Raw genomic sequence first — 14,075 nt, 5'->3', positions numbered from 1 at the left:
CCTATATACATTTGGCACTGCGGCGTTCTATATAATGAGTTTTGCTATTTTATTAGCAGGTGCTTATTTTAAGCCTTTTTTGATTCTATTGTCAGGGTTTATTTGCGCAATTTTTTTAGTGATTTTTCATTACCTAATTTTTTACTCCGTGAGTGATTGCAAAATAAACTACCAACTCACTAGAGTTGTCAAATTTGAGGTAATTGAAAGCGTTAGTGCGAAGAGTCCTTTTTACATCAAAGCCCGATTAATAAATATAGAATCCTGCGAAAGAATAATTCGTCCTGCACCACTTGCCATGCTCAGTATTACATCAGATAAACCACTTCTCTCAGGTGATTTAATAGAAGGCAAAGTAAAGCTCAAGCGTTATCGTTCTGTAAAAAATTTCGATAGTTTCGATAGTGAAAGAAATGCGCTTAAAGAACGGATATTTTACAAAGGTCGTAGTGTTGGTGAAGTTAGCTCCTATGGTCACCAACAAGGCAATAATATTCGAGAACGGTATCGGCAGTACATTGCCAGCATCACTGAGAATACACATTTGCAATGGCTTTACTATGCTTTACTTACAGGTGATAGAAGCAAAATTTCCTATGAAGATAACACTCAATTAAGAGAGTTAGGCCTAACGCATTTGCTCGCGATTTCTGGACTTCATATCGGACTTATCTACGCAATAGGTTTCTATACGAGCAAATGGCTGGTAAAAGTAAGTAAACTGCGGATAAATCAAGCATACCAGTTGAACAACGGTTTTGTTTTATTTGGCTTTAGCTGTGCACTTATTTATGTCTACTTGAGCGACTTTATTGTCTCAGCAACGCGTGCTCTTGTTATGCTCGGCTGCTATTTGGTCATATATCAGTTAGGTAAAAACCCGCTGCGCTGGCGCTCTATTCTGTATGCTTTAACACTTGTGCTGCTGATTGACCCATTTTCGCTTCTAAATCCGGGGCTTTATTTTAGTTTTACTGCGGTGACAATTATTTTCCTATTAACCAAGCATACGTTAGATATAAAACTCGGTTTAATAAAGCGTATTAGCCAACTTATGTATGTTCAGTTGGCCTTGTTCTTTGGCTTATTGCCATTGTCATTATTTTATTTTGACGGTACCAGTATAATTGGTCTTATAGTCAATTTAATCGCCGTGCCACTTGTTGGCTTGGTGTTACTCCCTTTGTTGATATTTTATAGTCTGATTTCAAGTTTTCTCGATGTGGTTAGTTTATTGTCTCTTGTCGATAGTGTTCTGAGTTTTGGCTATCAATTACTACTTAGTATTCCTAAGCATTGGCGTTGGTTTTCTTTCACAGAGTTTAATTTTTCGCTATTGACCATCAGCTATCTTAGTTTGCTCATCTTACTGTTTAGCCCAAAGAAGTACTTATCAGTACTTCCACTTTTTATCCATATCATTGATTGCAAGCTACAGCCACAGGTTCAATTCCAAGTGGATATCTTTGATGTAGGCCATGGCCTTATGGTGATGATAAGTGCACATGAGCATGCCCTAATTTATGATTTAGGGCCAAGGCACTTTTCTCGCTATGATTACATCAATAGGGTGTTAGTTAGGAATATTAATAAACACGCATTAACGGTTTCGGCGACACTAATAAGTCATTTAGATAACGATCATGCGGGTGGTTTAAGTTCTTGGTACCGAGCTGGGTACCGCGATACATTCTCAACCTTTCATCCTGAGGGGCTAAGAAAACCTTGTGATAGTAAACGTTTGATATTTGAAGGGCTAAACATAAATAGCTTTCATGCTGATGTGAATGGTGATAATCGAAATGATCACTCATGCTTACTAAAAATTAGTTCTAGAAATTATTCAGTGTTGTTAACAGGTGATATCTCCGCTTTTGCAGAAGCAACCCTGATTGAAAAGGGCGTTGACCTGCATGCGACTGTTTTATTGAGTCCTCACCATGGTAGTAATACATCATCGAGTGTTCGCTTTATTGATGCTGTAAACCCAGAAATGGTGATTCATTCGTCGGCTTATCAAGGCCAATGGCATTTTCCGCACCCAGAGGTTGTAAAACGCTATCAGCAACGCCATATACCTCAATTCTCCACCGCCGAGCAGGGGCACATTCGTATCCTATTTTATCGTGATAGTTATCGTTTGGAATTTGCCCGCGAGCAGGAAAGTTATTGGTTCGAACAAGATTGACGTTTTGTTTTTAACCCCATGAGGCTACAATAGTCGAAGTCTATGAATAAGAGAGTGTTATGGATCAAACTACATCCCAAATCTATAAGCGATTAATCAGTTATGTGGGTGATTATAAGTTAATCGCGTTTTTCGCCATTGTGGGCATGATTGGTTATTCCGCTATGGATGCATTGTTTATCAATTTAATGAAACCCTTCATTGATGAAGGTCTTAATGCCCGTAACACTGAAGTTTTAACCTATGCCCCATTTGTTGTTATAGCGCTGGTGTTAGGTCGAGGCATGTTTAACTATATGTCGTCGTATTGTTTAAGTTATGTTGGCTCGCAAGTTGTTAGAAGCTTACGTCAGCAATTGTTTGAGCATATCTTACATTTACCTGTTTCATTTCATGACAAAAACTCAAATGGTGATTTAATTTCAAAAATCACCTTCGATACTGAGCAAGTACAGCAAGCTATCACGAAAGCGCTTTTAATCGTGGTTAGAGAAGGGGCCTTTGTAGTCTTTTTGCTATTCAATATGTTTTATACCAGCTGGAAACTTTCTTTAATATTTTTAGTTATTATTCCGCTGGTGGCTGTGATTGTCGCGTTTGTTTCAAAACGTTTTCGTATGATTTCGAAAAAAATTCAGTCAGCCATGGGGCAAGTAACGCGTAGCTCAGAACAAATGCTCTCTGGTCACAAAGTGATTCATGGTTTTGGCGGTCAGCAACAAGAAATTGCTCAGTTTTCAGCAATTAACAATCATAATCGCCAGCAGCGCATTAAAATGGATGCCACCAAAGCGTTAAGTGTTTCTGTTATTCAAATATTGGCAGCAAGCGCTATGGCAGTGATTTTATGGGTTGTGTCGATGCCGTCTATGATTGACACCATTAGCTCTGGCGACTTCGTATTGCTAATTTCATCAATGATGATGTTATTGCGTCCACTTAAGCAACTTTCAAACGTAAATAGCGATTTACAACGTGGTATTTCTGCTGCGCAAAGTATCTTTTTAGTGCTTGATGAAGAGGTTGAAAAGGACACTGGTACATACAGCATTGAGAAAGTGACGGGTCGTATTGAAGTGAATAATGTGACCTTCAAATACCCAACTAAAGATGAGCCTGTTTTGAAAAACTTGTCACTCACGATTAATGCCGGTGAAAGCATTGCATTAGTAGGGCGCTCTGGGTCAGGCAAGTCGACCATCTCGAATTTACTGCCGCGTTACTATGAACTTGAAGGTGAAAGTGAAATTTTGCTCGATGGTGTTAATATCGCGGATTACAAGCTAACGGATCTTCGTAAGCAATTTGCACTGGTTTCACAGCAAGTCGTGCTCTTTAACGACACCATTGCTAATAATATTTGTTACGGTCTAAGCCGTGAATTAACGAACGAAGAATTAATGGCCGTTGCCAAGCAAGCCCATGTTTGGGAGTTTGTAAAAGACTTACCAGAAGGGTTAGATACCATGGTGGGTGAAAACGGCGTGATGTTATCAGGCGGCCAACGTCAACGTATCGCTATTGCACGTGCAATATTAAAAGATGCCCCTATCTTGATCCTTGATGAAGCCACCTCAGCACTTGATACTGAATCTGAAAAACTGATCCAGCAAGCGCTTGATAGTTTAATGAAAGAGAAAACTTCAATAGTCATTGCGCACCGTTTATCGACTATCGAAAACAGTGATTGTATTTATGTCATTGATCATGGACAGGTTATCGAAAAGGGCACACATAGCGAACTGCTTGAAAAAGACGGTACCTATTCAGCCTTATGTAAGATGCAATTTGGTGAGCAATAGTGAGTGTTATTGAAAAAAGCTGGTATAAAAAGCCAGGTTTACTAAGCATTTTACTCTTGCCTTTGAGTGTGCTTTTTTGGTTTATCTCAACACTTCGTGCTTTGTTTTATAAGCTTAATATACTTAAGGCTTTTAAAGCGCATGTTCCTGTTATTGTGGTTGGTAATATCAGTGTAGGTGGCAACGGGAAAACGCCATTTGTTATTTGGCTTGCTGAGTACTTACAGCAACAAGGTTTAAAAGTGGCTGTGATCAGCCGTGGCTACGGTGGAGAGTCAGATTCGTATCCACTGTTAGTGACAGAACAAACGAGTACAACGCAAGCGGGTGACGAACCTGTATTGATACAACGTCGTTTAGGCTGTGTTGTTATGGTTGGCCCTAACAGACAAGCAAGTATTAAGGCATTAGAGTCGCATGGTATTGATGTGATCATTTCTGATGATGGCATGCAGCATTATAAAATGGCGCGTGATATCGAGTGCTGTATTGTTGATAGTGAGCGACAATTTGGTAATGGTCTATTAATGCCAGCAGGTCCACTTCGCGAAACAAAAGCGCGTTTAAAGTCGGTTGATTTAGTGATTGAAAATGGTGGCAACGCACAGAGTCGCTATGATTTGGCATCGAGTCCATTTCGAACCGTGAGTGATTCAAAGCTTGCTAATTCATTTCAAGATAAAGGTCATGCGGTTAGTGCAATAGGTAATCCTAAACGCTTCGAAAATAGTCTTGAGCAGCAGGGAATTAAGTTGTTATCGACTCATCATTTTCGAGACCATTATGCCTACCAAGCAAATGACTTCAACGATTTTGCCGACGATGCAGTGTTTATGACAGAAAAAGATGCAGTTAAATGCTTTAGTTTTGCTAAACCTAATTGGTATTATTTACCTGTTGATGCAAAGCCGACACCAGCAGTTATCGACAAACTAAATTTATTATTAAAACAAAAAGGGATCCTCAATGGCCTTTGATACAAAATTACTTGAAATTATCGCTTGCCCAGTTTGCAAAGGTAAACTACGTCTTGATAAAGAAAATCAAGAGCTTATCAGCACAGCTGCAAAACTTGCGTACCCAATCAAAGACGATATCCCGGTGCTATTAGAAAATGAAGCCCGTGAATTAAGCCAAGAAGAGGTTGATAAGTGGAATTCGTAGTCGTTATTCCTGCACGCTACGCATCAACACGTTTGCCGGGTAAACCACTGGCTGATATCTGTGGTAAACCCATGATCAAACATGTTTATGAAAAAGCCGTTGCCTCAGGTGCATCACAAGTTTACGTTGCCACCGATCATCAAGCTGTGTTTGATGCAGTAAAACTCTTTACTGATAACGTGCTTATGACGCGTGAAGATCATCAATCTGGTACAGAGCGTTTAGCTGAAGTTGTTGAGCAATTAGAGCTTGAAAGTGACATCATTGTTGTGAATGTGCAAGGCGATGAGCCTTTATTGGCGAGCGAAAATGTTTCTCAAGTTGCCACGCTACTTGCAGACTCAGATGCGCCAATGGCGACTTTGAGTACAAGCATTGATGAGATTGACGATATTTTTAATCCTAATTGTGTCAAAGTTATTAACGATGCAGATAACAATGCGTTGTATTTTTCACGTGCGCCAATCCCTTATCATCGTGAAGCGATGATGAATGATGATAAAGCAAAATTAAATCTTGCTGATTTTGCACGCCATATTGGTATTTATGCGTACAAAGCAGGTTTTATAAAGGACTACATCGAGTTACCTGAGTCTCGTTTAGAAGTACTTGAGTCTTTAGAGCAACTTCGTGTCCTTTATCATGGTTATAAGATTAAAATCGCAAAAGCAGTGTGCGCGCCACAGGCGGGTGTTGATACACCTGAAGATTTAGCGCGAGTCATTGCTGTACTTGGCAAATAGCGCATGTACGATGTAAACACTGTTCATCTTCATGCTAGTGAAGATGACTTTTTTGTTTTTTATAAACCAGCAGGTGTAAGCTTTCATAGTGAACAGTGTGCTGGTTTTGTCGTACTTGCTGAAAAGCTCGTAAACGAGAAGCTCTATCCGGTTCATAGGCTAGATAAAGTGACTTCTGGTTTAATTATTTTAGCCCGCAATAAAGAAGCCGCAGCCGAATTCACCACGCTATTTTCTGATCATAAAATAAATAAATTTTATCTAGCCGTCAGTGATGCCAAACCGAAGAAAAAACAAGGTTGGATAAAAGGGGATATGCAAAAAAGTCGTCGTGGTGCATTTAAGCTTTTAAAGACGCAAACAAACCCAGCGATTACTCGTTTTTATTCCACAAGTATTCGCCCAGGGCTTCGTGCTTATTTGTTAAAACCTTATTCAGGTAAGACACATCAGCTTAGAGTCGCGATGAAAAGCTTAGGCGCCCCAATTCTTGGTGATTCCACTTATGCAGGAAGTAAAGACGAGCGCACTAATTTGCATGCCTATGCACTACAATTTAGCTATAAAGGGCAGCTTAAAGAATATCGATGTGGTTACACTTTTGGCTCGCATCTTAACGAAGTTTTTAACGCAGACGAATTCCAAGAGTGGTTCACTCCTTGGACGTTGGATTGGTAAATGAAAGAAACAACACAAGACATCCGCTTTGGTGGCATTAAACGTTTATATGGTCATCAACAATTTGATTGGTTACAACAAGCCCATTTTTGTGTCATTGGTATTGGTGGCGTAGGTAGTTGGGCTGCTGAAGCATTGGCTCGAACGGGTGTTGGGCAACTAACGCTTATTGATCTTGATGATATTTGTGCAACCAATGTAAATCGTCAAATTCATGCTTTAACGGGCACTGTTGGTGAAGCAAAAGTTGAAGCCATGAAAACACGTTGTGAGTTGATAAACCCAGATATCAAAATTAATGTTATTGATGATTTTATTACCCTTGATAACATTCGTGAACATATTCAAGGCTTTGACTATGTAATTGATTGTATTGATGCTGTAAAAGAAAAAGCAGCGCTAATCGCACATTGTAAACGTATAAAACTACCTGTAATAACAACTGGTGGCGCAGGCGGGCAAACTGACCCTAGTCAAATCAGTTTTGGTGATGTTGCAAAGACAACACATGACCCATTACTTGCAAAAGTACGTTATATTTTGCGAAAACAGTACAACTTTAGTAGCAATCCAAAGCGAAAATTTAACGTTGATTGTGTTTATTCAACTGAGCAGCTTGTATATCCAACCTCAGAAGGTGAGGTTTGCCAAGCAAAACAAGGTGCAGATGGTTCAATGAATATGGACTGTAATAATGGTTTTGGCTCTGCAACCATGGTGACAGGCAGCTTTGGCTTTTTTGTAGCAGCCAAAGCGATTAGAAAATACCTAGATAAAAAACAGCGCGGTGCTTAACTTAGCGCTTTTGTTCAGCCATGGTTTGAATTTTATCGACCATGGCTTTGATGCCATTGCCGCGGGAAGGGCTTAAATGGTTAATTAGACCAAGTCGTTCAAATTCATCATAGGCATTTATTTGCGCTGCTTGCTCCGGTGTTAGACCATTGTATAAGGCTAAAATCAAAGCCAGTAACCCTTTGACGATACGCGTATCTGAATCGCCTGCTAAAACAAGGCTATTTTCCGAGTGATCAAACTCAATATAAAGCCACACTTTACTCTCGCAGCCTTTTACAAGCGCATCATCGACCTTTAATGCATCAGGCATTGCTGGTAATTGTTTACCCAGTAGCATAATTTGGCGGTATTTTTGTTGCCAACCTGCCGCTATTTCAATGTCTTTAGTTACGGCTTTAAACGTTGAATTCATATCTTATCCAAAATTAATCTAATAATTCGATACTGTTTTTAAGTGCATTTATAAAGGCGTCAACATCGTCTTTATTGTTATATAAGGCGAAACTAGCGCGTACTGTTCCAGGAATACCTAGTTGGCTCATGATTGGCTGGGTACAGTGGTGACCACTACGTACCGCAACACCAAATCCATCAAGTAAGGTGGCAAGATCAAAAGGGTGTTCATCTTTATAATTAAAACTGATGTTACCAATGTTACATTCTTGATTTGAATATATTCGAATACCGTCAATTGCTGCTAACTGGTTTATCGCATAAGCGAAAACTGTATGCTCATGTTGACGCATTTGCTGAAAATCTAAAGACGTTAAATAATTAATTGCCTCTGCAAAGGCAATGACACCCGCAATATTAGGTGTTCCTGCTTCGAATTTACCCGGTGCATCACGAAAAGTGCTCTGAGTTAAGGAAACTGTTTCTATCATTTCGCCACCGGTTTGATAAACATCGAGCGATTTTAACAGCTCATAACGTCCATATAAGCCACCTAAACCTGTTGGGCCGAGCATTTTATGGGCAGAAAATACGTAAAGGTCACACGAAATTTCTGGTAAATGAGGGCGCAAATGCATCGCCGCCTGCGCACCATCTACAACCGAAATAGCATTAATGGCTTTACATGCGCTAATGATAGGCGCTAAGTCAGTAATATTACCTAAAGTATTTGATGCATGGGTAATGGCGACAATTTTTGGCCTTTGTTGTGTGATAAATTCACTACAGTGTTCGCTATTAATACTTAAATCATTTTCTATCGGCAAAATAATGACTTGTGCACCGGTACGCTGAGCGAGTTGTTGCCAAGGGACGATATTGGCGTGATGCTCAATAGCAGATAAGGCAATCTTATCGCCAGGATTAAGCCTAGAAGCCAGACCATTTGCGATTAAATTAATCGATTCAGTTGCGCCTTTGGTCCACACTATCTCATTACTTTTTACAGAAAAATAATCAGCAAGTAGCGTTCGGGTATGTTCATAGTTGCGTGTGGCGTTTTCACTGAGAGTATGACGACCACGGTGGACATTTGCATTCTCATGGCTATAAAAGCGTGCAAGGGCATCAATTACAGCTTGTGGCTTTTGAGAGGTCGCCGCTGAGTCTAAATATACCAGAGGCTGCTCATTAACCGTTTCATTCAGCAGTGGAAAGTCAGCACGTATTTTAGCAATGTCGAACATGGAAGGCCCTTAACAGCGAGAATGCGACGATTTTAATTACTTTGCACAAATAGACAAGTGCAGGGCAACAAAAAAGGCCGCATAGCGGCCTTTTTTAAACACAAATACAGTCTAGCGTTTGTCAGCTGGAACGTAATCGCGTGAAGTTTCACCAGTGTATAACTGACGAGGACGGCTGATCTTGTGACCAGGTTGAGAAAGCATCTCATCCCAGTGAGAGATCCAACCAACAGTACGTGACATTGCAAAGATTACAGTGAACATGCTTGTTGGAATACCGATTGCTTTTAAGATGATACCTGAGTAGAAATCTACGTTAGGGTAAAGTTTCTTCTCTACGAAGTATGGGTCTTCAAGTGCAATTTGCTCAAGCTTCATTGCGATATCAAGAAGTGGATCTTGAATGTTTAGCTCAGCAAGTACTTCGTGACACGTTTGACGCATTACTGTCGCACGTGGGTCGAAGTTTTTGTATACACGGTGACCGAAGCCCATAAGACGGAAAGGATCAGACTTGTCTTTCGCTTTCGCAACGTACTCATCGATGCGGTCAACAGAACCGATTTCTTCTAACATGTTAAGACATGCTTCGTTAGCACCACCGTGTGCAGGACCCCATAGAGATGCGATACCCGCCGCGATACACGCGTAAGGGTTAGCACCTGAAGAACCTGCTAAACGAACTGTTGACGTTGATGCGTTTTGCTCGTGGTCAGCGTGAAGCATGAAGATTTTGTCCATTGCTTTAGCAAGAACAGGGCTTACTTTATATTCTTCAGCAGGTACTGAGAACATCATGTGTAAGAAGTTTTCAGCAAAGCTTAAATCGTTACGTGGGTATACGAATGGTTGACCAACGTTGTATTTGTAAGCCATCGCAGCGATAGTTGGTAATTTAGCAACTAGCTTGATTGCGCTTGTTTTACGTTGTGTAGCATCAGTGATGTCTAAATCTTCGTGGTAGAAAGAAGAAAGAGCACCTACAACACCACATAGCATTGCCATTGGGTGAGCGTCAAAGCGGAAACCTTGGAAGAAGTTTGCGATTTTAGTATCAAGCATTGTGTTGTGCGTGATTTCTTGTGCAAACGCATCGTATTGTTCTTTAGTCGGTAATTCGCCGTTTAATAGTAAGTAGCAAAGCTCGATGTAGTTTGAATCATCAGCTAATTGCTCGATTGGGTAACCACGGTGTAATAAAACACCTTTGCCGCCATCGATGTAAGTGATTGAAGATTCACAAGAACCGGTCGACATGAAACCTGGGTCATAAGTGAAATAGCCATGAGAACCTAACGTACGTACGTCGATTACGTCTTGGCCAGCAGTGCCTTGGTAAATTGGAAGTTCGATTGGATCAAGACCATCAATATGGACCGTGGCTTTCTTATCCGCCATCTATTTATCTCCTATTAAGATAACAACTCTGATTGTTATGTTCTGAATCTGTTTAAGCACATTCTTTTCATTTTAACGTGAAAGAGGGGTGTAAAGTCAATTTTTATAAACATTATGCACAAATGGATAATAAATATTCTAGCAGGATTAAATATTATACCATTGGCTAATTCGCAAACGTCTCTTACTAAACAAGAATTGTAAAAAGACCTTGGGCTATATATACTATCCAAGGTTTTATACCGTATTGTCTGTAGGTAAACTTTATTTTTACATTTGAGTTTTGCATAAGTGTGAACTTTTTGTGTATCAACACGGTTTACTTAGATAGTTCCATCGAAATTCATTTTGATGGGTTTTAGAAAAACAAGTAGATGAGCTCCTTAGTGGGCAAGATGGGCAAGTAACTGTGAAAAAGCAAAGACCTGTAAATCTAGATCTAACAACTATATCTATGCCGGCAACGGCTAAAGCATCAATTTTTCACCGCGTCACCGGTGTTGCATTATTTTTTGCTTTAACGTTTGTCATTTGGGCTTGGTCTGAGTCTCTTTCTTCTGCGGAAGGTTTTGAATTCGTCAAGGGTCTGTTCAGCGGATTCATTGCCAAATTCATAGCATGGGGCACCATTTCTGTATTGGCGTATCACTTAATCGGTGGTATTCGTCACATCATTATGGACATGGGTCACTGGGAAGAACTTGAATCAGGTAACTTCAGCGCTAAAGTTGCATTAGCTTTAGGTGTTGTAGCTGCAATTCTAGCAGGAGTGTGGATATGGTTTTAAATCAAGCAACTCTTAAACGTGATGGTGTACAAGATTTCGTATCACTACGTACAACAGCATTAATCATCAGCGCTTACGCGATTTTTATTGTTGGCTATTTTTTATGTACACCAGAAGTCACTTTTGAAGCCTGGCAAGGCCTATTCTCTAACCTAGCAATGAAAGGGTTTACACTAATTACCCTAGTTTGCATCATGGTTCACACCCGTATCGGTCTTTGGCAAGTTCTTACGGACTATGTTAAAAACGCGAAATTACGTGCTGTTTTAGGCTTTGTATTAAACCTTATGGCTGTTGCTTACGTAGCAATTGGTCTAATCGTTTTATGGGGTGTTTAAGTGAATTATTCTGTTCGTGAATTTGACGCTGTAGTGATTGGTGCCGGTGGTGCGGGTATGCGTGCTGCACTAGCTATCACTGAATCAGGCAAAACCTGTGCACTTATCTCAAAAGTTTTCCCTACACGTTCTCACACTGTGTCTGCACAGGGTGGTATTACGGTTGCGCTGGGTAACTCACATGAAGATAACTGGGAATGGCACATGTACGATACTGTTAAAGGTTCCGATTTCATCGGTGACCAAGATGCTATCGAATATATGTGTAAAACAGGTCCAGAAGCTATTACTGAATTAGAAAACATGGGTTTACCATTTTCTCGTTTTGAAAATGGCCGTGTTTATCAACGTCCTTTCGGCGGTCAGTCGAAAAACTTTGGTGGTGAACAAGCTGCACGTACTGCAGCAGCAGCTGACCGTACAGGTCACGCGCTATTACACTGTCTTTACCAGCAAAACGTTAAAAACAAAACAAACGTATTCTCTGAGTGGTATGCACTAGATTTAGTTAAGAATAGCGACGGTCACGTTGTAGGTTGTACAGCAATCGACATCGAGTCTGGCGAAGTTGTTTATTTCAAATCTAAAGCTGTTGTACTAGCAACAGGTGGTGCAGGTCGTATCTTCGCATCTACAACAAATGCTCACATCAATACAGGTGACGGCGTTGGTATGGCAACACGTGCTGGTGTTGCAATGCAAGATATGGAAATGTGGCAGTTCCACCCAACAGGTATCGCTGGCGCTGGTGTACTTGTAACTGAAGGTTGTCGTGGTGAAGGTGGTTACCTTCTAAATAAAGACGGCGAACGCTTCATGGAACGTTATGCACCAAACGCGAAAGACTTAGCATCTCGTGACGTTGTTGCTCGTTCAATGATGACTGAGATCCGTGAAGGTCGTGGTTGCGATGGTCCTTACGGTCCACACATCAAGCTTAAGCTTGACCACTTAGGTGAAGAAACACTTAACCTACGTCTACCTGGCGTATGTGACCTTGCGAAAACATTCGCACACGTTGATCCGGCAAAAGAGCCAATCCCAGTTATCCCAACATGTCACTACATGATGGGTGGTGTTCCAACTAACGTGAATGGTCAAGCATTACAAGTTGATGCAAATGGTCAAGAAAAAGTAGTTGAAGGTTTATTCGCTGTTGGTGAGATTGCGTGTGTATCTGTACACGGTGCGAACCGCCTAGGTGGTAACTCGCTACTTGACTTAGTTGTATTCGGCCGTGCGGCTGGTAACTTCCTAGGTAAATACCTAAACGGTGTTGAAGCAGGTAAAGATGCGTCTGAATCAGACCTTGAAGCATCACTTGCACGCTTTAACCGTTGGGAAAGCTCTAAAGCTGGCCAAGGTGAAGACCCAGTTCAAATCAAGAAAGACTTACAAATGTGTATGCAACTTAACTTCTCGGTATTCCGTGAAGGTGATGCAATGGCAACAGGTCTTAAAGAGCTTAAAGAAATTCGTGAACGCCTTCAGTACGCTCGTCTTGACGACAAGTCAACTGAGTTCAACACTGCACGTATCGAATGTCTAGAGCTAGATAACTTGATGGAAACAGCTTACTCAACAGCAGTAGCTGCTAACTTCCGTACAGAAAGCCGTGGTGCTCACTCTCGTTTTGACTACCCAGATCGTGATGACGAAAACTGGTTATGTCACTCAATCTACGATCCTACGACCGAAGAAATGAGCAAACGTGATGTAAACTACGCGCCGAAACTGCGTGAAGCTTTCCCACCTAAAGCACGTACATACTAGGAGCGAGACGATGGCACAAGTACAATTTTCGGTATATCGTTACAATCCAGATGTTGATAATGCACCACGTATGCAAGACTTCTCGCTAGAAACGCAAGAAGGCCAAGATATGATGGTATTGGATGCGCTTATGCAATTAAAAGAGCAAGATCCAACATTATCATTCCGTCGTTCATGCCGTGAAGGTGTGTGTGGTTCAGACGGTATCAACATGAATGGTAAAAATGGTTTAGCGTGTATCACGCCTTTATCAACGCTACTTAAAGGTGGCAAAGGTAAAATCGTAATTCGCCCATTACCAGGTTTACCTGTGGTACGTGACCTTGTTATTGACATGAGTCAGTTCTACACTCAATACGAAAAAGTTAAGCCTTACCTAATCAACGACACGCCAGCGGCGGGTGAGCGTCTTCAGTCAATCGAAGAACGTGATAAGTTAGATGGCTTATATGAGTGTATCTTATGTGCATGTTGTTCAACATCGTGTCCTTCGTTCTGGTGGAATCCAGACAAGTTCATCGGTCCTGCGGGTCTTCTTCATGCGTATCGTTTCTTGGCTGATAGCCGCGATACAGCAACTGAAGAGCGTCTTGCTGACCTTGACGATGCGTTCAGCGTGTTCCGTTGTCACAGTATCATGAACTGTGTTAGCGTGTGTCCAAAAGGTCTTAACCCGACCAAAGCAATTGGACAAATCAAATCAATGCTATTAAACCGCGCTGTTTAAAGCTTGAATATGTAAGGTGGTTAAGTGATTAACCACCTT

General features: G+C 41.0%; 14 protein-coding genes. 11 read left to right on the top strand and 3 right to left on the bottom strand.

Annotated elements, in window-relative coordinates; genetic code table 11:
• Positions 1-34: 34 nt before the first annotated feature.
• From NH153_RS15650 to tcdA, 7 genes are read left to right on the top strand one after another with little or no spacing between them, the layout of a single operon-like run.
• Positions 35-2,188 carry a DNA internalization-related competence protein ComEC/Rec2 gene (locus tag NH153_RS15650; protein WP_082874085.1) on the top strand — a complete coding sequence of 718 codons (2,154 nt, stop codon included), beginning with the start codon at positions 35-37 and terminating at the stop codon, positions 2,186-2,188.
• A gap of 59 nt (positions 2,189-2,247) precedes the next feature.
• Positions 2,248-3,990 (top strand): lipid A export permease/ATP-binding protein MsbA, encoded by a 1,743-nt coding sequence (gene msbA, locus NH153_RS15645; RefSeq protein WP_063705541.1) that lies wholly within the window; start codon positions 2,248-2,250, stop codon positions 3,988-3,990.
• A complete protein-coding gene (gene lpxK / locus NH153_RS15640; RefSeq protein ID WP_063705538.1) occupies positions 3,990-4,967 on the top strand; it encodes a tetraacyldisaccharide 4'-kinase in 978 nt (325 codons plus the stop codon). Before msbA ends, lpxK begins: the two co-directional genes overlap by 1 nt.
• A complete protein-coding gene (locus tag NH153_RS15635; RefSeq protein WP_036968654.1) occupies positions 4,957-5,154 on the top strand; it encodes a Trm112 family protein in 198 nt (65 codons plus the stop codon). The genes lpxK and NH153_RS15635 overlap by 11 nt, the downstream gene beginning before the upstream one ends.
• Positions 5,142-5,897 (top strand): 3-deoxy-manno-octulosonate cytidylyltransferase, encoded by a 756-nt coding sequence (kdsB, locus tag NH153_RS15630; protein WP_063705537.1) that lies wholly within the window; start codon positions 5,142-5,144, stop codon positions 5,895-5,897. Before NH153_RS15635 ends, kdsB begins: the two co-directional genes overlap by 13 nt.
• A 3-nt stretch (positions 5,898-5,900) precedes the next feature.
• Positions 5,901-6,575, top strand: a complete 675-nt coding sequence (locus NH153_RS15625) for a TIGR01621 family pseudouridine synthase (RefSeq protein ID WP_063705536.1) — start codon at positions 5,901-5,903, stop codon at positions 6,573-6,575.
• The gene (gene tcdA / locus NH153_RS15620) at positions 6,576-7,370 is read left to right on the top strand and encodes a tRNA cyclic N6-threonylcarbamoyladenosine(37) synthase TcdA (RefSeq protein WP_063705535.1); all 795 of its coding nucleotides are present in this window, start codon (positions 6,576-6,578) and stop codon (positions 7,368-7,370) included.
• Position 7,371: 1 nt separating this feature from the next.
• Here tcdA and NH153_RS15615 read toward each other — a convergent pair whose 3' ends face one another.
• From NH153_RS15615 to NH153_RS15605, 3 genes are all read right to left on the bottom strand, one after another.
• A complete protein-coding gene (locus NH153_RS15615; RefSeq protein WP_063705534.1) occupies positions 7,372-7,785 on the bottom strand; it encodes a SufE family protein in 414 nt (137 codons plus the stop codon).
• A 13-nt stretch (positions 7,786-7,798) separates the two neighbouring features.
• Positions 7,799-9,013, bottom strand: coding sequence for an aminotransferase class V-fold PLP-dependent enzyme (locus NH153_RS15610; RefSeq protein ID WP_063705532.1), 1,215 nt, complete (start codon positions 9,011-9,013; stop codon positions 7,799-7,801).
• 111 nt (positions 9,014-9,124) lie between these two features.
• Complete coding sequence (locus tag NH153_RS15605) at positions 9,125-10,411, bottom strand: citrate synthase (protein WP_063705530.1); 1,287 nt, start codon at positions 10,409-10,411, stop codon at positions 9,125-9,127.
• A 409-nt stretch (positions 10,412-10,820) separates the two neighbouring features.
• On the opposite strand from NH153_RS15605, the gene sdhC reads away from it, so the two are divergent.
• From sdhC to NH153_RS15585, 4 genes are read left to right on the top strand one after another with little or no spacing between them, the layout of a single operon-like run.
• Positions 10,821-11,198 (top strand): succinate dehydrogenase, cytochrome b556 subunit, encoded by a 378-nt coding sequence (sdhC, locus tag NH153_RS15600; RefSeq protein WP_082401567.1) that lies wholly within the window; start codon positions 10,821-10,823, stop codon positions 11,196-11,198.
• A complete protein-coding gene (gene sdhD / locus NH153_RS15595) occupies positions 11,189-11,536 on the top strand; it encodes a succinate dehydrogenase, hydrophobic membrane anchor protein (protein WP_063705528.1) in 348 nt (115 codons plus the stop codon). The genes sdhC and sdhD overlap by 10 nt, the downstream gene beginning before the upstream one ends.
• On the top strand, positions 11,537-13,309 hold the full coding sequence (gene sdhA, locus NH153_RS15590) for a succinate dehydrogenase flavoprotein subunit (protein ID WP_063705526.1): 1,773 nt from the start codon (positions 11,537-11,539) through the stop codon (positions 13,307-13,309).
• A 10-nt stretch (positions 13,310-13,319) separates the two neighbouring features.
• Positions 13,320-14,036 carry a succinate dehydrogenase iron-sulfur subunit gene (locus NH153_RS15585; protein ID WP_054551369.1) on the top strand — a complete coding sequence of 239 codons (717 nt, stop codon included), beginning with the start codon at positions 13,320-13,322 and terminating at the stop codon, positions 14,034-14,036.
• Positions 14,037-14,075: the final 39 nt, after the last annotated feature.

The organism is Pseudoalteromonas gelatinilytica, assembly GCF_001641615.1.
GTDB lineage: Bacteria > Pseudomonadota > Gammaproteobacteria > Enterobacterales > Alteromonadaceae > Pseudoalteromonas > Pseudoalteromonas gelatinilytica.
This window is presented reverse-complemented; position numbering and strand designations above follow the sequence as displayed.

Bases quoted from the DNA above. Each gene is read 5' to 3' on its own strand.
- NH153_RS15650 (WP_082874085.1), top strand. From the start codon at position 35: ATGAGTTTTGCTATTTTATTAGCAGGTGCTTATTTTAAGCCTTTTTTG.
- msbA (WP_063705541.1), top strand. From the start codon at position 2,248: ATGGATCAAACTACATCCCAAATCTATAAGCGATTAATCAGTTATGTG.
- NH153_RS15635 (WP_036968654.1), top strand. From the start codon at position 4,957: ATGGCCTTTGATACAAAATTACTTGAAATTATCGCTTGCCCAGTTTGC.
- NH153_RS15625 (WP_063705536.1), top strand. From the start codon at position 5,901: ATGTACGATGTAAACACTGTTCATCTTCATGCTAGTGAAGATGACTTT.
- tcdA (WP_063705535.1), top strand. From the start codon at position 6,576: ATGAAAGAAACAACACAAGACATCCGCTTTGGTGGCATTAAACGTTTA.
- NH153_RS15615 (WP_063705534.1), bottom strand. From the start codon at position 7,785: ATGAATTCAACGTTTAAAGCCGTAACTAAAGACATTGAAATAGCGGCA.
- NH153_RS15610 (WP_063705532.1), bottom strand. From the start codon at position 9,013: ATGTTCGACATTGCTAAAATACGTGCTGACTTTCCACTGCTGAATGAA.
- NH153_RS15605 (WP_063705530.1), bottom strand. From the start codon at position 10,411: ATGGCGGATAAGAAAGCCACGGTCCATATTGATGGTCTTGATCCAATC.
- sdhD (WP_063705528.1), top strand. From the start codon at position 11,189: ATGGTTTTAAATCAAGCAACTCTTAAACGTGATGGTGTACAAGATTTC.
- NH153_RS15585 (WP_054551369.1), top strand. From the start codon at position 13,320: ATGGCACAAGTACAATTTTCGGTATATCGTTACAATCCAGATGTTGAT.